Below are 24,289 nucleotides of genomic sequence, written 5' to 3'. Positions count from 1 at the left end.
AAGGACATCACCATGAACAACATCGGTCCCATGAACGCATCACGTCGCGCCTTCCTGAAGCGCGCATCCAGCCTGTCCATTGCCGGCGCGGCCGCGCCCTGGGCGCTGAACCTCGCCACGCTGGCCGAGGCCTCGGCCGCCACGGCGACCGACTACAAGGCGCTGGTGTGCGTGTTCCTCTACGGCGGCAACGACTATGCGAACACCCTCGTTCCCTACGACAGCACCAACTACACGCTGTACCAGGCGCAGCGGCCCACGCTGGCCTATGCGCGCGACGCGCTGACGGCCACGGCACTGGCGCCGTCGGTGGCGCTGCCCGACAGCCGGCAGTACGCCTTCGCGCCGGAGCTGTCGCCGCTCTTGCCGCTGTTCAACGCAGGCCATCTGGGCGTGCTGCTGAACGTGGGCACGCTCATCCAGCCGACCACCAAGGCGCAGTACACCGCCAAGTCCGTGCCGCTGCCGCCCAAGCTCTTCTCGCACAACGACCAGCAATCGGTGTGGCAGTCTTCCTCGCCCGAGGGTGCAACCTCGGGCTGGGGCGGCCGCATGGGCGACCTCTTCGAGTCGGGCAACGGCAACGCCACCTTCACCTGCGTGAACGTGTCGGGCAATGCGGTCTTCATGTCGGGCAAGACGGCGGTGCAGTACCAGGTGTCCACCAACGGATCGGTGGCGGTGAACGGCATCGCCAAGCCGCTGTTCGGCTCCACGGCATGCTCCAACGCGCTGCGAACCATCGTCACGCAGTCGCGCACGGACATGTTCGAGAGCGAGTACAGCCGTGTGATGAACCGGTCCATCGTGGCGGACGGGGCCTTGTCCACCGCCTTGTCCGGTGCGCCGGCGATCACGACCGCGTTTCCGACGGGCAGCCTGGCCGACCAGCTCAAGATGGTCGCGCGCATGATCTCGTGCGCATCGGCGCTGGGCGCGAAGCGGCAGGTGTTCTTCGTGTCCATGGGTGGGTTCGACACGCATGACGGATTGGTGTCCACTCACCCGGGCCTGCTGTCTGCCGTGAGCGGCGCGATGGCTGCGTTCTACAACGCGACCGTCGAGTTGGGCGTGGCCGACAAGGTCACCACCTTCACTGCTTCCGACTTCGGCCGCACGCTCGCCGGCAACAACGACGGCAGCGACCACGGCTGGGGCAGCATGCACATGATGATGGGCGGTGCGGTGAAGGGCCAGCGCTTCTACGGCACGCCGCCGGCGGTGGCGAACAACGGGCCGGATGACGTGGGGCAGGGGAGGCTGCTGCCGAGCACGTCGGTGGACCAGTACGCCGCGACCTTGGGCGGCTGGCTGGGCATCTCGTCGACGGACTTGCTGACGGTGTTGCCGAATCTCGCGAACTATGACGCGTCGACGCGGGATCTGGGCTTCATGGGGTGATCGTTCCGGGCTGGCTTGCGCCGGCGCGATGGCAAGATGCCGGTTCCGCGTCAAACGAGCCGTCCCATGGCGAACGACATCCAGCCCGCGTTTCCGTTTCCCGTGCCGCGAATGAACTCCATGACGGCTGCCGAAGCCGCCAAGTGGTATCGCGTCACCGTGCCGCAGATCGCCGCCGTGCTGGAGGGCCGTCCTCACTATGAGACGGCCTTCGATCACGCCTGGGACCTCAAGAGCCGCCTTCGGCTGGTGGCCGCGCTGGCACTCTACGACCAGGAGCTGGTCGGTGAATTCCTCGCGGCATTTCCCTTGCCGCTGAAGGCGGTACTGCTGGGCCAGCCCGACATGGATGCGTTGATGAATCTGCCCGACGGTGAATACGTGATGCCTGTGCCAGTGCCCGAAGACGAGGCGCTGGCACGACTGCTCGTCATCTCGCCCACGGAGAGCCGTGCCTTTCCGGGCACGGTCGGTGAAGCCATCGGCCTCGAACTGTGGGACGGGCGGCAGTCTTGGGTGATGACCGAAGAGGGCTGGGCTCCCAAGCCGGCGGACGGCACGGGTGGTGGCGACGCCTGATCGCGAGTGCCGGGCCGCCGATTGACCGAGTCGCGACAGCGGCCCGGTGAGGGCTCGGGCATCATGGCCGCTTTCAGCTCGTCGCCAGGCGTTGCCACCGTGAGCCGACCGAAGAACCGCTACTACGACCCGTCCAAGCCCCACCACCGCCCAGACGGGTTCCAGAACAACGATGGCGACTTCCAGCCCAAGAGCCTGGCCGAGGTCTTGCGATGGCGCTGGAATGCATCGCGGCAGGGGCTGCCTCCGCGTCCCGTCGAACCGATTCCAAGCACGCAGCCGGACCTCGCCTTCATCCAAGCCAACGCGAAGGCCGGCGTCGCGATGGAGCCGGCGGTCACCTGGATCGGGCATGCCACCGTGCTCGCGCAACTGGGCGGGCTCAACGTCCTGACGGATCCCATCTTTTCAGACCGCGCCTCGCCGGTGGCGTTCGCCGGACCGAAGCGGCATCTGCCGCCCGGCATGGCGCTGGGCGAACTGCCCCGCATCGACCTGGTGGTGGCCTCGCACAACCACTACGACCACCTGGACGAAGCCTCCATCCGGCATCTGAATGCACAGGATGGCGGCGCTCCGCTCTTCGTCGTTCCGCTGGGCCTGAAGGACTGGCTGCATTCGAAGGGCGTGTCGAACGCGGTCGAACTCGACTGGTGGGATTCGCATGTCGTGCGTGCGCAGTCCGGTGAGGTGGAGGTCATGCTGTTGCCCTCCCAGCATTGGTCGTCGCGCAGCCTCAGCGACCGCATGCTCACCCTGTGGGGCGGCTTTGCCGTGATGGCGCCGGACTGCCATCTCTTCTACGCAGGCGACACGGGCTACTCGCGCGACTTCAAGGACATCCGCCAGCGGCTCGCGCAGCGGCAAGGCGGCAGTGGCTTCGACATTGCGCTGGTGCCCATCGGCGCGTACGAGCCGCGCTGGTTCATGGCGGACCAGCACGTCAACGTGCACGAGGCGGTGAAGATCCACCAGGACCTGGGTGCCAAGCGATCGCTGGGCGTGCATTGGGGCACGTTCGAGCTGACGGACGAAGCACTGGATGAACCGCCGCGGCAACTGGTGCTGGAGCGTGAGGCAGCCGGGATCAGCGAGCAGGATTTCTTCGTGCTGGCGGTGGGACAGACGCGGCGGATTCCGCGGCGTTGATCGCTGGGCAGCCGCTGCCGGCGCTCGTTGCTGGCCAGGAACTGCCGATCGCAGGCACGACGGTGAGATGTGTTGGCGCTCAACCCCAGCAACAAAGGATGGCCTTGTCGGCCTTTGCAGCCCGGACAGTGAAGGATTGCAGCATGCGGAACGCGGAAAGGAGGTATGCAAACCCTTCCTCCGGGTCATCTGCCCAGTCGCCTGGGTAGACGTTCTGCCGATCCATTTCGGCAGGGTCGTAGCGGCCACGCAGCGAACTGTCAGTCTCGGCGGCCAGTCGTCGCGCATATGCCTTGACTTGCCGAGGCGAATGCATCTTTGGTTTGCCGTATGGGAGTTGTGTTGCCAAGGAGCTTCCGCCACGCAGCATTTCGGATAACGGGTTTGCCTTGTCGTACTTTGCAGCGCCGGTGAGGATCCAATGCAGGCCATCCCAGGCCTTGTCCAGATAGAGATTCCAATTGCCCGACGACTCCAGCAAGACGGAGCCAAGTTTGCGGGCATTCGCGTCCAGCGCCGGCACCTCATCTGAGTTGACCGCCGCCATGTAGAAGACGACGCTTGCATGTGCAGACGTCGTGCATGCGCCTGCGAGCAGGACGAGGAGTTGGCGACGATTCAAGGGTGGCTCCATTCATTGCCCCGCACGGGCGCTGCGTAGATGGGGTCGATGTAGACCTGTCCGCCGAACAGGAACTCCTTGCCGCCGACCTTGCGGAAGCCGAACTGCTCGTAGAACCGCACGGCCCGCAGGTTGCGATCGTAGACACCCAGCCAGAGGGTCTGGGCACCTTGCCGCCGGGCTTCGGCGTGGACGGCGAGCATGAGCTGGGCGCCGTAGCCTCGGCCGATGTGTTTGTGCCCGAGGTACAGCCGTGCCAGCTCGATCGGCGCTGGTCCTTCGACACAGTCGGGCGGGCTGGATTGCTTGATGACGGCATAGCCCACCAGCACGGAGTCTGCCTCGGCCAGCAGCGTCATGCACGATGGGTCTGCGATGTCCTGTGCCAGGACTTCCGGCGTGAAGTGTTCGGCCACGTAGTCGGCGATGTCTTGCGGGTCGTCGAGGTCGCGGTAGGTGTCCCGGAAGGCGGTGGAGGCGAAGGCGGCCAGAACGGATGCGTCGTCTGGAAGCGCAGGCCGAAGCGTGAGTTGCAGTGGCATGACGGTGTGCGAATCAAGGCCGCGGAGCTTGCAACTTGAAGCTGCAACTTCCCAATGTCTCGAAGCTCACGTCGATGACCCCGCCGTCCCGGCTGCCGGCGCTCAAGGCCTGCATGCCGCCCCACGCGCCGGTGGTGACGATCGTTCCTGCCGGGACCGTCAGTCCGCCGCGGGACAGGTGCCTCAACAAGGCGGGCACAACCAAGGCCGGATCATCAAGCGAATGCCCGCCGCGTCGCTCGAACGCGACGGCGTCCTGCTGCAACAACCGGAAGGACAGGTTCGCCCAATCCAGCCGTCGGTAGCCGTGCCAGGCACCCAACTGGAGCGCGCCATGCGACTGGTGATCTGCCATGCGAAGCAAGGCTGGCGCGGCCAGGCCCTCCTGCCAGCGCGAGGAGACCAATTCCACCGAGACAGTCATGGCATCGATGCACCTGTCAACGTCCTCGGGCTGCATGCTCAGTGCGGTCTCGGGCGAAACATCACGGCCCAGCCGCAGTGCGATCTCTGCTTCGACGCCAAGGAACGACCCAGCCTCGCCAGCGTGGTCGATACCCGCAGGATCCAATGGCGAATGACTGAAGGGCCCGGAGCGTGACGCGCCCCCCGATTTCCAATGGCGTACCAGTCCGCCCTGTGGCGCCCAGCCGAGCAACGCCGCTACCTCATCTTGTACAGCGTAGGCTTGCTCTTCGTCGAGCACGGCATCGGTCCAGTCGGCTGCGCGCAGAGGCTGCCCGGTCTTGCGCGCCCTGGCGAGCGCCTGGGCCAATTCGTTGGTTGACATGCGTGGTCCTTGAAAGCTGACGATTGCGCAGGCGTCACTGGGCAATCTTCCGGAAGGTCAGGCTGATGCGTTCGCCCCCATTCGTGGCCGCGAGTGCATTTCTCCCGGTGTCATCGTGGTGGCCTTCGTGATGCTACTTTGCCATGACCCTCCGCCAGAACAGCAATCCACATCCAGCAGTCTTTGCGCACTTCCGCTAATCTCCCTCCCTCACCCGGGGAGCTCTCTTGTTCAGCCAATTCGAAAAGCTCGTCCACCCCTACCCGGACGGCATTCCCAAACCCCCGCCGCGCGCCTTCTTCGCTTTCCTGTGGGAATGCACGCGCGGCATGCGCGGCTACATCCTCGCGATGACGGTGTTCACTGCGCTCATCGGCGCGTTCGAGGCGCTGCTGTTCGGCATGCTGGGCAACGTGGTCGACTGGCTCAGCCGCATCCAGCCCTCGCGGCTGTGGGCGGAGCAGAAGGGCACGCTCACGCTGCTGCTGGCACTGCTGCTGGGCAGCACGGTGCTGGTGGCCATCCAGTCGGCGATCAAGCAGCAGGCGCTGGCGGGCAACTTCCCGATGCGGCTGCGATGGAATTTCCACCGCCTGCTCTTGTCGCAGAGCATGGGCTTCTACCAGGACGAGTTCGCCGGCCGCGTCGCCACCAAGGTGATGCAGACCGCACTGGCCGTGCGCGACACCTGGATGATCGCCGCCGAGATGCTGGTGTTCGTCATCATCTACTTCGTCACGCTGCTGGTGGTGCTGGGCAACTTCGACGCCTGGATGCTGCTGCCTTTCCTCGGCTGGCTGGCGCTGTACGTCGGCGCGCTGAGCTATTTCGTTCCTCGCCTGGGCAAGGTGGCGCAGGCGCAGGCCGATGCCCGCTCGATGATGACCGGCCGCATCACCGACGCCTACACCAACATCGCCACCGTCAAGCTGTTCTCCCACGCCGGCCGCGAGGCACGCTTCGCCCGCAGCGCGATGGAGGAGTTCCTGGCCACCGTGCATGCGCAGATGCGCATGGTCACGGGCTTCGAGATCGTCAACCACGCGCTGAGCATGGGGCTCATCCTCAGCACGGCAGGCGTGGCACTGTGGCTGTGGACGCAGGGCTTGGCCGGCGTCGGCGCCGTGGCGGCGGCCACGGCGATGGCGCTGCGGCTCAACGGCATCAGCCACTGGGTGATGTGGGAGATGGCCTCGCTGTTCGAGCACATCGGCACGGTGCAGGATGGCATCAACACGTTGTCAAAGAGCCTGCAGGTGACCGACCGCGACGACGCGAAGCCGCTGGCGGTGAACCGCGGCGAGGTCCGCTTCGAGGACGTGAGCTTCTCCTACGGCGCGGCGGGTGAAGGCCGCCGCGTCATCGACCACCTGTCGCTGCACATCCGCCCGGGCGAGAAGATCGGCCTGGTCGGCCCCTCGGGAGCGGGCAAGTCCACGGTGGTGAACCTGCTGCTACGCTTCTATGACGTGGACGAGGGCCAGGTCCTCATCGACGGGCAGGACGTGTCCCACGTGACGCAGGACAGCCTGCGCGCACAGGTGGGCATGGTGACGCAGGACACGTCGCTGCTGCACCGCTCGGTGCGCGACAACATCCTCTACGGCCGACCCGATGCCACCGACGCGCAGATGATGAGCGCCGCCGAGCGTGCCGAGGCGCATGACTTCGTCCAGACGCTGAGCGACCCCAAGGGCCGCCGCGCCTACGACGCCCACGTGGGCGAGCGCGGCGTGAAGCTGTCGGGCGGCCAGCGCCAGCGCATCGCCATTGCACGGGTGATGCTCAAAGATGCGCCCATCCTGCTGCTGGACGAGGCCACCAGCGCTCTCGACTCGGAGGTCGAGGCCGCCATCCAGGCCAGCCTCTACCGGCTGATGGAGGGCAAGACGGTGGTGGCCATCGCGCACCGGCTGTCGACCATCGCCGCCATGGACCGGCTCATCGTGATGGACAAGGGCCGCATCGTGGAGGAAGGCGACCACCGCACGTTGCTGGCCAAGGGCGGCCTGTACGCCCGGCTGTGGGCGCACCAGAGCGGCGGCTTCCTGGGCGAAGAGGCCGACGATTCGGACACGCAACGGGCTGCCTGAAAGCGCACGGGCGTCCTACACTGGGCGCCATGTCCAGCCGCGCTGAGTCCGACCCCGGGCCGATTTCGCAAGGCACGCCGCAGGCGGGGGCCGCACCCGCAGCGCACGCGCCGTGGGTGCAGGCCTCCAGCATGCAGCTGGGCTTGGCCATGGGGCTGGTGGGCATCGTCTTCTACCGCATCGACCTCGCCACCCAGCGCATCCAGCTCAACGACTGGGGCTACCAGTTCATCGGGTTGGAGCCTCAGCCCGATGGCATGCCCATCGAAGCCATCCGCGAACGCATCCACCCGGACGACCGGCAGATGATCCGCGACGCCACGCGCCATGCCGCCGAAACGACCGGCGTCATCGACACCGAGGCCCGCTACCGGCGCTTCGACGGCGTCTACCGCACCCTGCTGACGCGCCGCCTGGCCGAGCGCAATGCCGCGGGCGAGGCGGTGGCGGTGATCGGCGTGTCGATGGACATCTCCGAACAGGTGAAGGAACGCGAGAAGGCGCAGGCCGCCGCGCAGAGCATGGAGATGGTGGTCGATGCCACCGGCGTGGGCGTGTGGTCCACCGACGTGGCATCGCGCCAGACGCAGTGGAACACCCAGATGCGGCGCATCTACGGCATCGCCGACGACGTGCCCGTGTGGGAGGCCCGGCGGCAGGCGATCGCGCGCACCGATCCGGCCGACGTGGAGCGCCTGGATGCCGCGTATGCCCGGTTGGCCGCAGGAGAGCAGGGCACCATCGAGATCGAGTTCGGCATCCGCTGGCCGGATGGGCAGCCGCGCTGGATCGTGGGCCGCAGCCGCGCTGCCGTGCGCGAGGGGCGGCGCGTGGTGTTCGGCGTGTTCATCGACGTGACCGAACGCCGGACCACGCAGGAACGCCTGCGCCGCGCGGAGGAGCGCACGCTGCTCGCTGCCAAGACCGTGGGCCTGGCGATGTGGGAGCGTGACCTCGTCACCGGCGAGAGCTGGTGGGACGCGCAGATGTACCGGCTGCGTGGCCTGTCGTCCGAGGAGCGGCGCACGCCCAACGAGCTGCGGCACCAGAGCATCCATCCCGACGACCTGTACTTCGTGGAGGAGCGCACCGCGCACATCATCGACCGCGAGACCGACTACCAGTTCGACTTTCGCGTGCGCTGGCCCAACGGCACGGTGCGCTGGCTGGCCGCGCGGGGCACGGTGATCCGCGACGACGCAGGGCGCCCGCTGCGCATCCTCGGCTTCAACTGGGACGTGACAGAGCACAAGAACGCCGAAGCGCTGAGGCACGAGCGCGAGGCGGCCGAGGAAGCGAGCCGCGCCAAGAGCCAGTTCCTCTCGCGCATGAGCCACGAGCTGCGCACGCCGCTGAATGCCGTGCTGGGCTTCACGCAAGTGATGCTCGACGACGCCAGCCAGCCGCTGGGCGACCGGCAGCGGCCGCGGGCCGAGCACATCCGGGACGCCGGCAAGCACCTGCTCGCGCTCATCGATGACGTGCTGGACCTGACCAGCGTGGAGGCTGTCGGCTTGAACGCAGAGCCGCTGGCCGTCGCGCCGCTGGTGAGCGACATGGTGATGTGGATCACCCCGGCCGCCGACACGGCCCTGGTATCGGTCGATACCGGTGCGCTGCACGGCGCTGTGATGGCCGATCAGCGCCGCCTGCGGCAGGTGCTGGGCAACCTGCTGAGCAATGCGGTCAAGTACAACCGCGTCGGCGGGCGGGTGCTGGTGTCCGCCCATGCGGGCCAGGGGCGTGACGCCGGCATGCTGTGCATCCGCGTGGAAGACAGCGGCCGTGGCCTCACGCCGGCCCAGTTGCAGCGGCTGTTCGAGCCGTTCAACCGGCTGGGGGTGGAGCGCGAAGGCATCGAAGGCACGGGTATCGGCCTGACCATCGTGCGCTCGCTGGTGGAGCGCATGGGCGGCCGTGTCGACGTGCGCAGCGACGCAGGCAAGGGGACGTGCTTCGAGGTGTGGCTGCCGGCGGCCAAGGCGCCGCAGGACAGCGAGGCGACCCAGCCGATGCCGCTGACGGTGTCGTCGCCCGGACTGTCGGCGATCGAGGTGCTCTACATCGAGGACAACGCCGTCAACGTGCTGCTGCTGCGCGAGATCGTGAACCTGCGCGACAACGTGACGCTGCACGTGGCGGTGGATGGCCGCTCAGGCATCGAGCGCGCGCTGGCGCTCAAGCCGCGCGCCGTGCTGATCGACCTGCAACTGCCCGACATCGACGGCTTCGCCGTGCTGCAAGCCTTGCGGCAGGAGCCGTCGATGAAACATGTGGCGCTCATCGCCCTGTCGGCGAACGCGATGCCCGACGACATCGAGCGGGCGATGCAGCTGGGCTTCGACGACTACCTCACCAAGCCCATTGACTTCCGCCGCTTCCTGGGCACGCTGGACAACCTGGCCGGCCTGTCCAGCGGCTGAGGAGCTTCAAGCGCTGGGCACCAGTTGCAGCAGCCGCTGGCGCAGCTCGTCCTCGGGCATGTAGCCATGCGCGACCAGGTGCAGCTCGCCGTTCGCTTCGGCGATCAACGCCGGGAAGCCGCGGATGCCCCAGGCCTGCGACTGCGCGAAGTCGGCGCGGGTGGCTTCGCGGGTCGCCTCGGCCGCGAAGGCGTTGGCGAAGTTGCTGCGGGGCAGGCCCACGGCTTCGGCCACGTCGGCCAGCACCTCGGGGCGGGTCACGTCCTTCCCTTCGGCGTAGAAGGCCTGCTGCACGGCCTTGAAGTAGCGCCAAACGTGCTGTGGCCAGTGCGTGCGCACGGCGATGGTGGCGCGGCTCGCGGGTTCGGTGTCGTAGACGAAGCCGTCCTGGTGCATGGCGGTCTCGGATGCGAACGGCAGGCCGGTGGCCTCGTGCACGTGTTTCCAGTGGCCGAGGATTTCATCGGCACGGCCGGGAGCCATGGGTTCGGTGGTGTAGGGCCGCAGCCCGCCCATGATGAGCGCCAGCTGCAGCGGTGCGGTCTCGCGCGGGTCGGCCAGCAGGGCCGAGAGGGTCTTGCCGAAGCCGTAGCACCAGGAGCACATCGGGTCGGCGACGTAGATGAGGTTCATGGGCCGGATTGTCGGCGCAAGGCGAAACCCTTGCAGCGCGCTACTGTTCAGCGGCCTGCGGCAGCCTGAATGCCGACACCGCGTGCACCAGCCGGTCCGCCTGCGTCTGCAGGCTCGATGCCGCCGCGGCCGACTGCTCGACCAGCGCCGCGTTCTGCTGGGTCGCATCGTCGATGCGCGTCACGCTGTCGTTCACCTGCGCGATGCCGCCGCTTTGCTCGTGCGTGGCGCGCGTCAGCTCGGCGATCAGGTCGCGCACGCGGCCGACCTGCGCGACGATGTCGGTCATCGTGCTGCCGGCCTGGCCCACCAGCGTGGAGCCCGCCTCCACGCGCTGCACGCTCATCGCGATCAGTCCCTTGATCTCCTTGGCCGCCTGCGCCGACCGCTGCGCCAGCGTGCGCACCTCGCCGGCCACGACCGCGAAGCCGCGGCCCTGTTCGCCGGCACGCGCCGCTTCCACCGCGGCGTTCAGCGCCAGGATGTTGGTCTGGAAGGCAATGCCGTCGATCACCGAGATGATCTCCGAGATCTTGCGGCTGCTCGCCTGGATGTCGCTCATCGTGTCGACCACCTCGCCCACCACCGCGCCGCCGCGAGCGGCCACCTCGCTGGCGCCGGTGGCCAGCTGTTCGGCCTGCCGCGATGCTTCGGCATGCAGCGCCACCGCGCGTGTCATCTCCGACAGCGAGGCCGCGGTTTCCTGCAGGCTGCTGGCCTGGCGCTCGGTGCGGCTGCTCAGGTCCAGGTTGCCGCTGGCGATCTCGGTGGTGGCGCCGGTCATGGCATTCACGCCGTCACGCACTTCGCTCACCAGCCGCGCGAGGTTGTCGCGCATGTCGGCCATGGCGTGCAGCAGTTGCGCGGTCTCGTCGCTGCCATGCGCGTCAATGGACTCGTGAAGGTCGCCGCGTGCGATGGTGCGCGCTGCTTCCACCGCGCGCCGCAGCGGCCTGACGATGGAGCGGATGATGACCACCGACAGCACCACGGCCAGGCCGACACCGGCGGCCAGCACGGCCAGCGTCGCCATCATGAGCATGCGGGAACTCGCGGCCGTGGCTTGCGTTGCCGCTTCCGTGGCCTGCACGCGCTGCGACAGCAGCGTGGCCACTGCGCCGGCTGCGGCCTCGAAGGGCGGCAGCACGTTGAGCCGGAAGTTCGACACCGCCGTGGGCCGGTCGCCTTCCTTGAAGGTCTTGATCACGTCGGCGCGTGCACGCACGTACTCCGTCCAGCTCTTCTTGAAGATGTCGGCCTGCTCGCGCCCGGCCGCATCGTCGATCACCGCGAAGCTGCCATCCAGCGTGGCCAGTGCCTGCGCATCGAGCTTGTCCATCGCGTCGAAGTGCTCGGCCGCGGTCTTGATGTACTGCGACTCCATGCCCAGCGTGATGCGCGTGCGGCTGCGGTACAGCGTGTCCAGCGCGAGGCCCAGTTGCCCGAGCGGCACCGTGTCCTTGCGGTAGGCGAGCTCGAAGCGTTCGTTCAGTTGCCGCAGTCCGAACACGCTGACCAGGGCGACCGCCGCGATGAGCAGGGTCAGGCTGGCGGCCAGCAGCGAAAGCCGCGTGCCGATGCGCAGGTTGGCAAGCATGCGAAGTCTCCGTCGTTGTCGATGTGTCGCGGACTTCGACGCTCGCGCGCATGAACTTGAGTTGACTACATGGATGTAGCTGAAAGGGGCCATGGCGGCGCGCGAATGCGCAACTTCTTCACGCCGATCGCGATGCACCGTCCCTAACTCGACAGGGCCCGCTTCCCTAGCTTCGCGGGTCATCCCTAGGTCGGCGCTTGCTGCGCGTGCGGTCAGCGCCGAAATTCTCCGCGTGGCCGATGAGCTCCTCGCGCGCCGGCCACACCACAACCATCACTCAAGGAGCACATCATGAAGTCGTTCAGAAGTCTCTTCGCCATCGTGGCGATGCTGGCTGCGCCGTTCGTGGCGCATGCGCAGTCCACCACCGCCTGCGGACCCTCGGTGAAGGCCGATGTGGCCAAGCAGGTCGACGCGGCATTGCAGATGCCGGAGGCCGAGCAGGCAAAGGCGCTGGCCTCCATCTACGAGAAGTACAAGTCTTGCGGCACCATCGACGGTGCGCAGGTGCCGGCCAGTGACCCGATCTACACCGCGGCACGCCAGTGTGGCGCCAAGGTGGCCTACGTCGGCAGCCTCTACTACGAGGAAATGTCATGCTGCGGCTATGACCCGCAGCGCCGCACCTTCGCCTGCCCCGTGAAGATCAAGCAGCCCTTCGGTTTCGGTGGTTCACCGCTGCCGGGCAGCCGCGAGTACACGCTGCATTGCGTGGCCGATGCGGCCGGCGTGTTCCAGCCGGTGGGCATCGACAGCGTGCACCTGTCGGACTCGAACTTCGCGCCGACCTGGCAGTTCGCCACGGTGACCAACGCCAACCAGAACCTGGGCCTCGTGCAGCCGATGAGCGGCCAGCCCCGGCGCGCGCGGTCCATCCTGTCGTGGAACCTGCCGCCCACGGGCTGCAACTTCGCGCCGATCTGGGGCGACGTGCTGGACTACACGATCCGTCTCGATCAGTAACGCCGTCACACTTTCCCGGCAAACGCTCGCACCTCGTTGCAAAGCCGAACGCCTGCATGCGCTCGGCTTTGCGACAGTGGTGGCGTCATGCGTGATTTCGAAGATTCCACCTTGTGGCGCATCAGCGCCTTCGAGCAGATGCGGCAACAGACCGGCAGCAGCGGGTTCATGCGGCTGTCTGGTCCCACCCTGCTGCCCACCACCTTGCTGGCCGACCTTCGCCGCCTCGATGCGGACCCGTCGAGTTCGGACGCGATGGAGGTGATCGCCGCCTGCCTGCGCCATCGCGAGGCAGCGCTCGTGTGCGTGGAGGTCGATGGCCTCGTGTGGCCGGTCACGCTGTTCCCTCAGGAAGACCTGTACCACTCGCCGCGCAACCTGCTGGATGCGCCGATGTCGTCGCTGGCGAAGCTGCGCGTGGTGGCGACCGAGCCGCCCGGCGTGCGGCCACCGGGGCACTGGATGTACGAGCGCATCGCGCAGGCCGAGCACTACCGCTCGCTGCCGCACATGCTGTGGCGCCTGGCGCTGCACGGCCCGCGCAACAAGCTGCTGGCCGACATCGCCGGCCCCGCGATGTACCGCCTCGTGGCCAGCGGGCGCGGCGAACGGCCGCAGGCACCGGGCGCGCTGGGATCGGCCATCGAGCGGTTGCAGCTGAACTCGGTGAGCCTCAACGACATTTCCCGCTGGCCGGGCATGAGCCCTGAGCGCGCGAGCCGCCTGCTGAACGGGCTGTACCTGTCGGGCTGCCTGATGACCACGCGAACGCAAGCCCTGCCGCGCGATGCGGCAGGTGCGGGCCGGGGCCTGTTCGCCTGGAGGAAGTCACGCTGACGCGCCGCAAGGCGTGCCAGCGCAGGGCATCAGAACGCCGCGGGCTGTGACTCGGGCGTTTCCACCACCGGAGGAGGCAGCTCGGCGGCCTCCACCTCGGGCAGTTCGATGTCCAGCTCGTTCACGAAGCGCTCGTGCCGTTCGCGCCGTGCGGCGGCGAGCTGCTCGCGCACCTCGTGCACGCGCTCGGCGATGTTGCGCGACTCCTCGCTTTCGTGCGTTTCCGCTTCGATGTCTTCGGGAGTGGCACAGACGAAGCCGCTGCCCTTCCACCACACTTGCACCTCGGTGCCTGGGTGCAGTTGCTGCGAAGGGTTCGAGAACTTCATCTCCACCGTGCCACGAGGCAGGTCGAAGCGGATGGTGCCTTTGTCGGTGACGGCGGTTGGGTGCCGATCTACCTTCAGCGTGTCGAGCAGGTGCGGAAAGATGGGGGTATGAGGCCAGGAGAGAACGCGGCTCATTGACAAACTCCTCGTAGGTGTGAGTTTGCGCACGAAGATATCGGACCGTCCCCCTTGCATTCCAATGCATTTACGGCTGGTTACGACGGGTGAAGTCGCGACACCACAAACACGGTGAACCCCGATGCCGGGGCCACGCAAAACCGCTAGGGTTGCCGCATTGCCTCACGCACGATCGTGCGAGCGGCTGGCGGCGCGTTGGATGACGCGTGTCGCCTGCGACAAGGCCTGCAGGCGCTGCGACAGGAAGTCGATGAGCTTGGGGTGCTGGGCATACACCACGTTGAAGCGCAAGTGCCGCTGGTCCTCGTTGCCGGCATCGAAGGCCGCGCCCGCCAGCAGGATGCCTTCGCGGTAGGCCTCCCTCACCAGCGTGTCGGCCTCCACGCCTGCGGGCAGCGTGCCCCACAGGAAGAGGCCGCCTTCGGCCGGCCGGTCGAGCAGCATGCCGGCGCGCCGCAATTCGCGGGCCGTGACGTTGCGCGCGGTGGCGAGCTTCTGCTGCAGCCGGTCCAGGTGCTTGCGCAGGCGGCCACCCGCCAGCAGCTCGAGCAGCACGTTCTCGTTGAGCGAGGACGTGGTCAGCACCGACTGGATCTTCGTGCGCAGCAGCACCTTCAGCAGCGACGGCTCGGCCGCGACGTAGCCCACGCGAAGCGCCGGGCTCAGCGCCTTGCAGAAGCTGGAGTAGTAGATGACGCGGCGCAGTTCCGAGAGCTGGGCCAGTCGCGTGGCCGGCCCGGCGTGGAAGTGCCCGTGCACGTCGTCCTCGGCCAGCAGCATGTCGTGGCGTTCGGCCAGCATCAGCACGCGGTGCAGGTTGGCGGCGCTGCAGGCCCAGCCCGTGGGGTTGTGCAGCACGCTCTGGATGAAGAAGAGCCGCGGCCGGTGCTCGATGCAGGCGGCCTCGATCTGGTCCAGGTCCGGGCCGTCGTGGCCCCGCATGATGCCCACCATGTTCACGCCGGCCTCGCGCAGCCGGTCGAACAGCAGGTGGTAGCCGGGTGTCTCCACCAGCACCGTGTCGCCGGCTTTCAGGAATGAGCGGCAGATCAGGTCGATCGCGTGCGTGCCGCCGAAGGTGGTGAGCACGCGGCTCGCGTCGGTGGCGATGCCCTGGCCGCGCATGAACATCGCCAGCCGCTCGCGCAGCTCGGGCATGCCTTGCGGCGGGCAGCGCGCGGCCATGCCGCCCACGCTGCGGGCCAGGCCGCGCTGCACCACCGCGGCGGGAATCGCGTCTTCCAGCCACGACACGGGCAGGGCGCCGCTGCTGGCGGGCAGCATGTTGGCGCGCTGGTCATGGGCCTGCTGCACGAGCCAGACGGCGTCGTGCTCTTCGCCGGCTTCGAGGCGGCTGGGCAGCGGCTCGGGGGAGGCGGCCTCGCACACGAAGAAGCCGGCGGTGCCGCGCGAATCCACCAGGCCCTGGGCCACCAGGCGGTCGTAGGCGGTGATGACGGTGTTCGGGCTCACGCCCAGTTGCGTGGCCATCGAGCGGATGGAGGTGAGCTTCGCGCCCGCGGGCAACTGGCCGGCCTCGATGAGCGCCACGAGGCGCGACTCGATCTGGTCGGCCAGGGGAATGGTGGATTGGCGGTCGAGCGGAAACACGGGAGGTTCAGACGGGCGGGTCAGAGCATGAGCGCGATCGCGAGGACGACCAGCGAGGACGCCATGATGGCATTGAACAGCTTGCGGTGCAGCGGCTGCACGAGCAGCCGGCGGATGGCCACGCCGAACAGCGCCCACATCGACACGCAGGGCAGGTTGATGGCGATCGAGATGGCCGTGACCAGCGCGGACCCGCCCAGCACGCCCATGCCGGGCGGCATGAACACGGTGGCCACCGTGACGGCCTTGACCCAGCCCTTGGGATTCACCGCCTGGAAGGACAGCGCCTGCCAGAACGACAGCGGCCGCTCCATGTCCCTGTGGCCCACCGCGGAGCCCGCGAGCTTCCACGCCAGCACGACGAGGTAGGCCGCGCCCACGATGCGCAACACCTGGTGCAGCACCGGCCAGGTGTGGAACACGGCGCCCAGCCCGAGGCAGGAGAAGAAGATCTGCGGGCCATGCCCCGCCGCGATGCCCAGGATGTGCGGCAGCGAACGGCGATAGCCGAAGTTCGCGCCGGACGCCGTGAGCATGATGTTGTTCGGGCCGGGCGTGCTGGACATCACCAGCGAGTAGGTGAGCAGTGGAATGAGTTCGGTCATCGCGAGGTCTTGGGCAGGCATGGTGCCAAGCGTAGGCAGGGGCCTGCATCGCGTGAAGCCACAAGGGGTGGGGCTGTCGCGCGCACTGTGTCAATCGACAAGGCCACACAGTTTCAAGGCGTGTGCTGCGTGATAGCTTGCGGGCGTTGTCTCTCAACTGACCTGCCTTCACCACGATGACTTCCCTGTCCATCTCCTACGACGACGTGGCCCGCGCCCATGAGCGCATTGCGGCCGTGGCCCACCGCACGCCGGTCATGCGCTCATCCACCGCCGACGGGCGCACCGGCGCGCAGCTCTTCTTCAAGTGCGAGACGCTGCAACGCATCGGCGCGTTCAAGATCCGCGGTGCCTACAACGCGGTGTCGCAGTTCACGCCGGCCCAGCGCGAAGGCGGCGTCATCACGTTCTCCTCGGGCAACCATGGCCAGGCGATCGCGCTGGCGGCGAAGCTGCTGGGCGTGAAGGCCGTCATCGTCATGCCCAAGGACGCACCCGAGGTGAAGGTGGCGGCCACGCAGGGCTACGGCGGCGAGGTGGTGCGCTACGACCGCTATGCCGAAGACCCGGCCGTGGTGGTCAAGCGCATCGCCGACGAGCGCGGCATGACCTTCATTCCGCCCTTCGACCATCCGCGCGTGATGGCCGGGCAGGGCACGGTCGCCAAGGAGCTGTTCGAGGAGGTGGGCGAGCTGGACCTCATCGTCACGCCGCTGGGCGGCGGTGGCTTGTTGAGCGGCACGGCCACGGCGGCGCGCAGCCTCAGCCCCCGGTGCGACATCGTCGGTGTCGAGCCCGAGGCCGGCAACGATGCGCAGCAGAGCCTGGCCAAGGGCGAGATCGTCCGCATCGAGACGCCGCGCACCATCGCCGATGCCGCGCAGAGCCGCTCGCTCGGGCAGCACACCTTCCCGGTGCTGCGTGAACTCGGTGTGCGCGTGGTCACGGTCAGCGACGCGGAGCTGGTGGAGACGATGAAGTTCTTCGCCGCGCGGATGAAGCTCGTCGTGGAGCCCACCGGCTGCCTCGCGGCCGCCGCCGTGCTCACCGGCAAGCTGGATGTGCGCGGCAAGCGGGTGGGCATCGTGCTGTCTGGCGGCAACATCGACCTGGAGCGCTTCGCCCAGCTCGTGGCTGGCCAGGGCTAGCCGGCGGGCATGCGCTCGAAAGCCTTCAACGACGGGTCGATGGCATCCCACGCCAGGCCGCGCACGCTGTAGGTGAGCACCTGCGGCGTGAAGCGGCTTGGCTCGTCCAGGCTGGCCGCGGGGACGGCGATGAAGTCGGGCATGGCGGCGAAGCGCAGGAAGACCGCCGTGCCGCAGACCGGACAGAAGGCGTGGGTCTTCACGTTGCCGCTTTCGCCCGCGACGTTCCAGTGCGTGGCCTCGCCGGTGATCGCCATCTCGGCCTGTGCGGGAAAGGTCAGCCAGGAGCCATGGCCGGTGCCGCTTCGCTTCTGGCAGTCGCGGCACTGGCAGTGGTTCTGGAAGACGGGCGCGTGCCTGGTCTCGTAGCGGATCGCGCCGCAGGCACATCCGCCGGTATAGGGCTGGGTCATGGCGGCTCCTGGTTCAAGTGGCCTTGGGCCAGGCGAAGACGTCGATGCCCTGGCCGGTTTCGAGCAGGGATTTCAGGCTGGACAGAACGATCGGCCAGCCGCGCTGGATGCCCTTGGCCATGGCGCTGTCCGCTTCGAGTTCGTCGTGGGTGACGGTGAGCCGCACCATGTCTGCACAGGTTTCGACGTCGAAACGCACGCGGCTGTAGGCGGCCGGATCGTCGGCCTGCGCGGGGCTGGCCCAGGTGATGACCAGGCGCGTCGGCGGCGAGACCTCGACCACCTGGCCCACGATGTTGACGGTGCGTTGCTCGTTGTCGCGCACGTGCTGCCAGGTCGCCCCGGGCTTCCACTCGGACAGGTTCTCGTGCCCCCAGTAGCGCCGCGCGACCTCCGGCTTCATGATGGCCTCGAACACCTTGTCCGGCGTCGAGCGGATGTAGGTCACGTAGACGAAGCTCGTCTTCTCTTTGCTCATCGTCACTCTCCTTCGAGTTCCTTTTTCAGGTCGTGCAGCAGGCTGAGCCGCTGACGTTCGAACTTGCGCACCCACCGCTCGTAGACCTCGTGCAGCGGCACCGGGTTGATGAAGTGCAGCTTCTCCCGGCCGCGCTTGACCGTGCTCACCAGGTTGGCGTCTTCGAGGATGCCCAGGTGCTGGGTGGCCGACTGCCGCGCCATGTCCAGGTGCTCGCACAACTCGCCCAGCGTCTGGCCGTTGCGCTCGCACAGCAGGTCGAGCAGCTTTCTGCGGGTCGGGTCGCCCAGTGCCTTGAAAACCTTGTCTGCGTCCATTCGTCTTGTGGTTGCGTGAGCGAATAATAGGCAGGTAAATACCTGCATGTCAAGCCGGGGCCATCAGGCGGATGAGGCACTGCACTGAAACACTTTCATCGGGCTCACCGCGTGACGGATGCCACGCATGGGGGAATGCCCCGGGGGCGGGCGGCTTCACCTTTGCCGCAAACTGGCCGAAGTCCGAGGCGTGCCCCGAACCCGGGTCATGGCGTATCGCCTGCGCGAATGCGAAGGCGGCTTTTCGATGAACATCAAGTCCCTCAATCGTTGGCTCGGCGCATTGATCGTCCTGACCGCGCTCGCCCTGGCGTGGAACCAGTTCGCCATGGAGAAGAGCTTCGTGGTCGACGCCGCTTCCAGGCTGCCGGTCAACACCGTCGACGACCGCAGCTCGGGCGGCAAGAGCGTGGCCGCGGTCAAGACCGAGAACGGCCGCTTCGTGATGGACTGCACCATCAACCCCGGCTACGAGTGGCCGTACTGCGCGACGGCCTTCGAGCTCGGCCGGGCGCCCTACGGCATGGACTTGTCGGGCTACGACACCATGACGCTGAAGGTGGCCTACGAGGGGCCAGAACCGCAGCAGCAGGTGCGCGTGTTCCTGCTCAACTACAACCCGAAGTACTCCAGCCAGAAGGAGTACGAGTCGGCCAAGGTGCAGGAGATCTTCTACGACCCCGGCCGCGACAAGACGCTGACGGTGAAGCTGTCGCAGTTCACGGTCGCCTCGTGGTGGAGCAACGAGCACAACATCTCGGTGCAGAACGCCGGGCTGGAGTTCGACAACGTCGTGGCGCTGCAGGTGTCCACCGGCGGCAAGGTGGTGCCCGGCGCGCATCGCATCTGGGTGGAGCGCATCGAGTTCCGCGGCAAGCTGATTGCGCCGGCCACCTTCCGGCTGATCGTGATCGGCCTGTGGATGCTGGGCCTCATCGCCTACCTCTTCGGCTACAGCGTGTCCACGCGCCGCAAGCTTCTGGCCACGCACCGCAGCCGGCTGTCGCTGCAGCGGCTGAACGAGGCGCTGCAGCTGGAGAAGCAAAGCCTGCAGCACATGGCCCACCGCGACCCGCTCACCGGCGTGCTCAACCGCCATGGCCTGGGCGAGGAACTGCTGCGGCTGTCGGCCAAGGGCGACAAGAAGCTCTTCCCCCTGTCCATCGTCTTCATGGACATTGACCACTTCAAGCGCATCAATGACGGGCACGGCCATGGCGTGGGTGACGAGGTGCTGCGCGGCGTGGCCGAGATGGTCCAGGGCGACATCCAGCGCGACGACCTGTTCGCGCGCTGGGGCGGCGAGGAGTTCATCATCCTCTGCCCGGGCACTGAGCCCAGCCAGGCGCAGGCCATGGCCGAGCGGCTGCGTAGGGCCGTCTCGGTGCGCGACTGGCCGCATGGCCTGCGCGTGACCAGCAGCTTCGGCGTGTCCGAGGCGCGTGCGGGCGAGGACCTGGGCGAGAGCATCCGCCGCGCAGATGGCGCGATGTACCGCGCCAAGCAGATGGGCCGCGATCGCGTGGAGCTGCACCTGGTGCATGGGCGGGGGCGTGACCAGGATGCGGCGTGAGGCCTGTCGGCGCTGGCGCCCTGAGGCGGCTTGTGGCAGGCTGATCCCGATGCACGGAATGAAATTCATCGCGGCGCTGGCCTTGGCCCTCGGGCTGGTGAACGGGGCCGCGGCGCAGGCGCAACTGGTGAACGTGGACGACGCCAATCCGCCCTTCATGTTCTCGCGCGAAGGACAGGCGGCAGGCGTGTACCCGGCGCTCATGCGGGCCGTCTTCCGCGAGATGAAGGAGGCGGTGAGCATCGAGCCCAAGCCCTGGCGACGTGCGCTGTCGGAGATCGATGCCGGCACGGCCGGCGTGGGCGGCATCTACAAGAATTCCGAGCGTCTCAAGCGTTTCGACTACAGCGAGCCGATGTTCGTGGAGCGGGTCAGCATCTATGCCGTGCAGGGCGACACCACCCGCTATGCCGGCGTGGCCAACCTCAAGGGCAAGCGCGTGGGCGTGATCCGCGGCTGGAGCTACGGCGACGACTTCGACGAGGCCCGCAAGGCCGGGGCGATGGAGGTCGAGGAGGTCAACAGCGACACGCAGAACTTCGCCAAGCTGGCCGCCGGCCGGCTGGACGTGGTGCTGGCCATCGTGGAGGCGGCCGAGCCGCAGCTGCGCCAGCACCGCAACGTGCAGCTCGCAGGGTCGCTGGCGGAGAACCCGACCTACCTGGCGTTCAACAAGGCCGCGAACAAGCAGGGCTTCCTGGAGCGCTTCAACGCGGCGCTGTTGCGGCTGAAGAAGAGCGGGGCGCTGTCGCGAATCGTCGTCGAGGAACTGCACCGGCCCTGAACGGATTCAGGGCAGCCCGGCGTCCTTCCTGCACTGGGCCCGCAAGGCCGCCCAGCCTTCCTCGCCCAGGTCCTCCAGGGTGCGCATGTTGGCCTCGAAGATGGCTTCGGGCTCGGCGAAGGCGTCCACGGCACGGTCCACGCTGTCTTCGCGCAGCAAATGCAGCGTCGGGTAGGGCGACTGGTTCGTGGCGTTCGTCACGTCGCCCACGTCCGTGCCTTCGAACTGGTAGTCGGGGTGGAAGCTCGCCACCTGCAGCACGCCGTCCAGTCCGAGTTCCTCCAGTGCGCCGTCGGCGATGTCCAGGAAGTCGTTGTAGTCGTGGAAGTCCTGCAGCACCCAGGGGTGGATGAGCAAGGTCGTGTCCACTTCGGCCGCCGGCGCCGCGACGAGCCGCTGCATCTCGGCCACCAACTCCGACAGCAGGGTCTTCGCGTCCGACGCCTCGCTCACCACGTATCTCACTTGACCCTTGACCTGCACCGCCTTGGCAAAGGGGCACAGGTTCAGGCCGATGACGGCCCGGTCGACCCAGGCACGGGTCTCCAGCAGGGCTTGCGAGGCTTGGATCTGGGGGGGCTGCATGTGGGCATTGTCCGACGAGCTAGGGAGGCGCCGTCCGAATCTTGTCAGTGTTTTTCGTACAAGAGGTATGGACAAGACCCGGCAGACAGCATCGGCGCCGGCCCATTTCCCGGGAGGGCGGCGGTGCCTAAAGTTGACACCAGGATGTTCAAGGTTTCGAAGGAGATTGCCATGAACGCTTCGACCCAAGGCCAGGCAGCTTACGAGCTGCGTTTCCAGTCCCTCTTCGACGAGGGCCGCGGTTTCGCCTTCCCCTGCGACGCGCAGGGCCACGTCGACATGGACGCCCTGAGCGACCGTGCCCGCCAGAACTACCTGTACGCCCGCGCCGTGATCGGCCGCGAGGTGCACATGCCTGCCGTGCTGGCCACGCGCCTGCACTGATCGCTTTCCCTGCATCCGCTGTGGCGCCGTCCAAGCGCCCCGAAGCGGTCGACCTGGGTTAGCCTTCAGGCTTTGCGCGCCCCCCGCGGAGGCCTTTTGAAGACGTTCCAGATCGAAATTCAGCGCGTGAAGGCGATGACCACCGGCCACGGCCTGGTCGAAGCCCTGATCGACGCGCTTGTCATCCCCCAGAAACCCAGCTCTGACGGACGTGAGCCATCGACGCGGCTGTCGATGAGCGAAGCCGACGCACGCGTGCTCTTCCTGTTGCTCAAGCAGCAGCTTGCCGAATTCGACAAGAAGAAGGCGCGCAGCCAGCGCTGACGGCGTCTTGCGATGACCCCCGCTGCGCCCACCACGCCGCGACGCGGCCGCCGGCTGGCCCCGCGCCTGCTGGGGGCCATCGTGCTGGCCAGCACGGTGCTGGCGCTTTTCGCCACGGGCATCCAGCTGTACCTCGACTACTCGCGCGACCTGGGCGAGATCGACGCCGAGTTCGAGCAGATCGATCGCTCCTACCGCGCCAGCCTGGCCAGCAGCCTGTGGTCCTTCGACACCAACCAGATCCGCCTGCAGCTGGACGGCATCCTGAAGATGCGCGACGTGCAGCATGCCGAGGTGTCGGGGCTGGCCGGCGAGCATGTGTGGGCCGGCGAGACGCCCAAGGGCCGCTTCCTCGAGAGGCAGTACACGCTGGTGGCGCCCAACGCCTCCAAGTCGCAGCTGGGCACGCTCACCGTCAAGGTGGGTCTGGGCGGCGTGTACGAGCGGCTGGTGGACCGCACCATGGTCATCCTCGCGACGCAGGGCCTGAAGACCTTGCTGATCGCGATGTTCATCTTGTTCATCGTCACCCGCTGGGTCACGAGCCACCTGGAACGCCTCGCCCAGCATGCCGGCGAGCTGAGCGTGGAAAAGCTCGACGGCCATGAGCTGACGCTGGACCGCGGCCCGAGGCACCGCCCCGACGAGCTGGATGACCTGGCCCAGGCCTTCAGCGCCATGCGCCAGCGGCTGGCCGCCGAGCTGGCGCGCCGCGCCGATGCCGAGGCGGCGCTCAAGGCCCACCGCGACCACCTGGAGGAGCTGGTGGCCAGCCGCACCGCCGAGCTGCAGGTGGCCAAGGAACGCGCCGAGGTGGCCAACCAGGCCAAGAGCAACTTCCTCGCGCGCATGAGCCACGAGCTGCGCACACCGCTGAACGCCATCCTGGGCTATGCGCAGATCCTCAAGATGAACCGCAACATCACCGAGGACCGCCGCATGATCGGGCTGGACACCATCCAGACCAGCGGCGAGCACCTGCTGACGCTGATCATCGACATCCTGGACCTGTCCAAGATCGAGGCGGGCGCGGTGGACCTGCAGATGCAGCCGCTCGACCTGGAGGTGTTCCTGCGCGGCATCGCCGACATCATCCGCGTGAAGGCCGACGAGAAGGCGGTGGCTTTCACGCTGCAGCGCGCGGCACTCATGCCGGCCAAGATCCAGGCCGACGAAAAGCGCCTGCGCCAGGTGCTGTTGAACCTGCTGGGCAATGCGGTGAAGTTCACCGACCAGGGCGAGGTGACGCTCGCGGTGCAGCGCCTGCCCGATGCCGGCGTGCGCGCGGTGCTGCGCTTCGAGGTGCGCGACAGCGGCGTGGGCATCGCGGCCGACGAGCAGGAGCGCATCTTCGAGCCCTTCCACCAAGTGGGCGAGGCGCACCGGCGCTTCGGCGGCACCGGGCTGGGGCTGGCCATCGTGCGGCAGTTGCTGCGCATGATGGACACCGACGTGCACGTGCGCAGCACGCCGGGCAAGGGGAGCCGCTTCTGGTTCGACCTGCCGGTGTCGGTGCTGGAGGAAGCCCCCGCGGCCAGGCCGATGAGTCCGATGGTGTCGGGCTATGCCGGACCGCGCAAGACGGTGGTGGTGGCCGACGACGTGGCAGGCAACCGTGCGATGCTGGTGGACATGCTGGGCATGCTCGGCTTCGAGGTGCGCGAGGCCCGCGACGGCGCGGAACTGGTGCAGGAGGTGAGCCGTTCGCGGCCCGATGCGATCGTCACCGACATCGCCATGCCGCAGATGGACGGCATTGCCGCCACGCGGCGCATCCGCGAGCTGCCGGGCTTTGGTGGCGTGCCCATCATCGCGATCTCGGCCAATGCGTCGAACACCGATGCCAGCGAGTGCATCGCGGCCGGGGCCAACGCCTTCGTGGCCAAGCCCATCGTGCGCGACGAGATGCTGGCCGTGCTGGGGCGGGAACTGCGCATCGAGTGGACCTGACGAGCCAGCCCGAACGGATGG

The 24,289-nt window shown here is 67.6% G+C and carries 25 protein-coding genes; 13 read left to right on the top strand and 12 right to left on the bottom strand.

What is annotated here, in order from left to right:
- Nucleotides 1-12 precede the first annotated feature (12 nt).
- The 3 genes from DZC73_RS10085 to DZC73_RS10075 all read left to right on the top strand — a co-directional run bounded on the left by DZC73_RS10085 (nt 13) and on the right by DZC73_RS10075 (nt 3,129).
- Nucleotides 13-1,401 (top strand): DUF1501 domain-containing protein, encoded by a 1,389-nt coding sequence (locus DZC73_RS10085; protein WP_124540089.1) that lies wholly within the window; start codon nt 13-15, stop codon nt 1,399-1,401.
- A 66-nt stretch (nt 1,402-1,467) separates the two neighbouring features.
- Nucleotides 1,468-1,980: a hypothetical protein gene (locus DZC73_RS10080; RefSeq protein WP_124540088.1), complete on the top strand. Its 513-nt coding sequence runs from the start codon at nt 1,468-1,470 to the stop codon at nt 1,978-1,980.
- 99 nt (nt 1,981-2,079) lie between these two features.
- A complete protein-coding gene (locus tag DZC73_RS10075) occupies nt 2,080-3,129 on the top strand; it encodes an MBL fold metallo-hydrolase (RefSeq protein WP_235835061.1) in 1,050 nt (349 codons plus the stop codon).
- A gap of 79 nt (nt 3,130-3,208) precedes the next feature.
- Here the strand turns inward: DZC73_RS10075 and DZC73_RS10070 are convergent, their stop codons facing one another.
- From DZC73_RS10070 to DZC73_RS10060, 3 genes are read right to left on the bottom strand one after another with little or no spacing between them, the layout of a single operon-like run.
- Nucleotides 3,209-3,751 (bottom strand): YfbM family protein, encoded by a 543-nt coding sequence (locus tag DZC73_RS10070; protein ID WP_161974529.1) that lies wholly within the window; start codon nt 3,749-3,751, stop codon nt 3,209-3,211.
- A complete protein-coding gene (locus DZC73_RS10065) occupies nt 3,748-4,293 on the bottom strand; it encodes a GNAT family N-acetyltransferase (RefSeq protein ID WP_124540085.1) in 546 nt (181 codons plus the stop codon). Before DZC73_RS10065 ends, DZC73_RS10070 begins: the two co-directional genes overlap by 4 nt.
- Nucleotides 4,294-4,306: 13 nt before the next feature.
- Nucleotides 4,307-5,083, bottom strand: coding sequence for a fumarylacetoacetate hydrolase family protein (locus DZC73_RS10060; protein WP_124540084.1), 777 nt, complete (start codon nt 5,081-5,083; stop codon nt 4,307-4,309).
- A 227-nt stretch (nt 5,084-5,310) separates the two neighbouring features.
- Here DZC73_RS10060 and DZC73_RS10055 point away from each other — a divergent pair, with 227 nt between their 5' ends.
- Both DZC73_RS10055 and DZC73_RS10050 read left to right on the top strand, forming a co-directional pair.
- On the top strand, nt 5,311-7,176 hold the full coding sequence (locus DZC73_RS10055; RefSeq protein WP_124540083.1) for an ABC transporter ATP-binding protein: 1,866 nt from the start codon (nt 5,311-5,313) through the stop codon (nt 7,174-7,176).
- Nucleotides 7,177-7,205: 29 nt separating this feature from the next.
- Nucleotides 7,206-9,599, top strand: a complete 2,394-nt coding sequence (locus DZC73_RS10050; protein ID WP_124540082.1) for a hybrid sensor histidine kinase/response regulator — start codon at nt 7,206-7,208, stop codon at nt 9,597-9,599.
- A gap of 6 nt (nt 9,600-9,605) precedes the next feature.
- On the opposite strand, the gene DZC73_RS10045 is transcribed toward DZC73_RS10050, so the two are convergent.
- Complete coding sequence (locus DZC73_RS10045; protein WP_124540081.1) at nt 9,606-10,232, bottom strand: DsbA family protein; 627 nt, start codon at nt 10,230-10,232, stop codon at nt 9,606-9,608.
- A 40-nt stretch (nt 10,233-10,272) separates the two neighbouring features.
- Nucleotides 10,273-11,829, bottom strand: a complete 1,557-nt coding sequence (locus DZC73_RS10040; protein ID WP_161974528.1) for a methyl-accepting chemotaxis protein — start codon at nt 11,827-11,829, stop codon at nt 10,273-10,275.
- Nucleotides 11,830-12,120: 291 nt separating this feature from the next.
- On the opposite strand from DZC73_RS10040, the gene DZC73_RS29670 reads away from it, so the two are divergent.
- Nucleotides 12,121-12,792: a hypothetical protein gene (locus DZC73_RS29670; protein ID WP_161974527.1), complete on the top strand. Its 672-nt coding sequence runs from the start codon at nt 12,121-12,123 to the stop codon at nt 12,790-12,792.
- 87 nt (nt 12,793-12,879) lie between these two features.
- Nucleotides 12,880-13,629, top strand: coding sequence for a hypothetical protein (locus DZC73_RS10030; RefSeq protein ID WP_198414818.1), 750 nt, complete (start codon nt 12,880-12,882; stop codon nt 13,627-13,629).
- A 29-nt stretch (nt 13,630-13,658) separates the two neighbouring features.
- Here DZC73_RS10030 and DZC73_RS10025 read toward each other — a convergent pair whose 3' ends face one another.
- From DZC73_RS10025 to DZC73_RS10015, 3 genes are all read right to left on the bottom strand, one after another.
- Nucleotides 13,659-14,093: a hypothetical protein gene (locus DZC73_RS10025; protein WP_124540079.1), complete on the bottom strand. Its 435-nt coding sequence runs from the start codon at nt 14,091-14,093 to the stop codon at nt 13,659-13,661.
- A gap of 165 nt (nt 14,094-14,258) precedes the next feature.
- Nucleotides 14,259-15,707, bottom strand: a complete 1,449-nt coding sequence (locus DZC73_RS10020) for an aminotransferase-like domain-containing protein (RefSeq protein ID WP_124540078.1) — start codon at nt 15,705-15,707, stop codon at nt 14,259-14,261.
- Nucleotides 15,708-15,727: 20 nt separating this feature from the next.
- On the bottom strand, nt 15,728-16,333 hold the full coding sequence (locus DZC73_RS10015; protein ID WP_235835060.1) for a LysE family translocator: 606 nt from the start codon (nt 16,331-16,333) through the stop codon (nt 15,728-15,730).
- Between the two features lie 155 nt (nt 16,334-16,488).
- Here DZC73_RS10015 and DZC73_RS10010 point away from each other — a divergent pair, with 155 nt between their 5' ends.
- Nucleotides 16,489-17,460 carry a threo-3-hydroxy-L-aspartate ammonia-lyase gene (locus DZC73_RS10010; RefSeq protein ID WP_124540077.1) on the top strand — a complete coding sequence of 324 codons (972 nt, stop codon included), beginning with the start codon at nt 16,489-16,491 and terminating at the stop codon, nt 17,458-17,460.
- Here the strand turns inward: DZC73_RS10010 and DZC73_RS10005 are convergent.
- The 3 genes from DZC73_RS10005 to DZC73_RS09995 are packed head-to-tail and all read right to left on the bottom strand — an operon-like array spanning nt 17,457 to nt 18,668.
- Nucleotides 17,457-17,873, bottom strand: a complete 417-nt coding sequence (locus tag DZC73_RS10005; RefSeq protein WP_124540076.1) for a GFA family protein — start codon at nt 17,871-17,873, stop codon at nt 17,457-17,459. The genes DZC73_RS10010 and DZC73_RS10005 overlap by 4 nt on opposite strands.
- A gap of 13 nt (nt 17,874-17,886) precedes the next feature.
- Nucleotides 17,887-18,351, bottom strand: coding sequence for an SRPBCC family protein (locus tag DZC73_RS10000; protein WP_124540075.1), 465 nt, complete (start codon nt 18,349-18,351; stop codon nt 17,887-17,889).
- A 2-nt stretch (nt 18,352-18,353) separates the two neighbouring features.
- Complete coding sequence (locus DZC73_RS09995) at nt 18,354-18,668, bottom strand: ArsR/SmtB family transcription factor (protein ID WP_124540074.1); 315 nt, start codon at nt 18,666-18,668, stop codon at nt 18,354-18,356.
- A gap of 247 nt (nt 18,669-18,915) precedes the next feature.
- On the opposite strand from DZC73_RS09995, the gene DZC73_RS09990 reads away from it, so the two are divergent.
- Entirely contained in the window at nt 18,916-20,241 is a 1,326-nt protein-coding gene (locus tag DZC73_RS09990; protein WP_161974526.1) for a GGDEF domain-containing protein, read from the top strand.
- A gap of 58 nt (nt 20,242-20,299) precedes the next feature.
- Nucleotides 20,300-21,025, top strand: coding sequence for a substrate-binding periplasmic protein (locus DZC73_RS09985; RefSeq protein ID WP_161974525.1), 726 nt, complete (start codon nt 20,300-20,302; stop codon nt 21,023-21,025).
- Nucleotides 21,026-21,031: 6 nt separating this feature from the next.
- Here DZC73_RS09985 and DZC73_RS09980 read toward each other — a convergent pair whose 3' ends face one another.
- Entirely contained in the window at nt 21,032-21,610 is a 579-nt protein-coding gene (locus tag DZC73_RS09980; protein WP_124540071.1) for a DUF1415 domain-containing protein, read from the bottom strand.
- A 171-nt stretch (nt 21,611-21,781) separates the two neighbouring features.
- On the opposite strand from DZC73_RS09980, the gene DZC73_RS09975 reads away from it, so the two are divergent.
- The 3 genes from DZC73_RS09975 (at nt 21,782) to DZC73_RS09965 (ending at nt 24,268) form a co-directional block, all read left to right on the top strand.
- The gene (locus DZC73_RS09975; protein ID WP_124540070.1) at nt 21,782-21,994 is read left to right on the top strand and encodes a hypothetical protein; all 213 of its coding nucleotides are present in this window, start codon (nt 21,782-21,784) and stop codon (nt 21,992-21,994) included.
- A gap of 96 nt (nt 21,995-22,090) precedes the next feature.
- A complete protein-coding gene (locus DZC73_RS09970; RefSeq protein ID WP_124540069.1) occupies nt 22,091-22,318 on the top strand; it encodes a hypothetical protein in 228 nt (75 codons plus the stop codon).
- A gap of 12 nt (nt 22,319-22,330) precedes the next feature.
- Nucleotides 22,331-24,268 carry an ATP-binding protein gene (locus tag DZC73_RS09965; protein ID WP_124540068.1) on the top strand — a complete coding sequence of 646 codons (1,938 nt, stop codon included), beginning with the start codon at nt 22,331-22,333 and terminating at the stop codon, nt 24,266-24,268.
- Nucleotides 24,269-24,289 lie beyond the last annotated feature (21 nt).

Source organism: Rhizobacter terrae, assembly GCF_003852895.1.
Taxonomy (GTDB): domain Bacteria; phylum Pseudomonadota; class Gammaproteobacteria; order Burkholderiales; family Burkholderiaceae_C; genus Albitalea; species Albitalea terrae.
The sequence above is the reverse complement of the archived record's forward strand: the minus strand, read 5'-3'. Positions and strand labels throughout refer to the sequence as shown.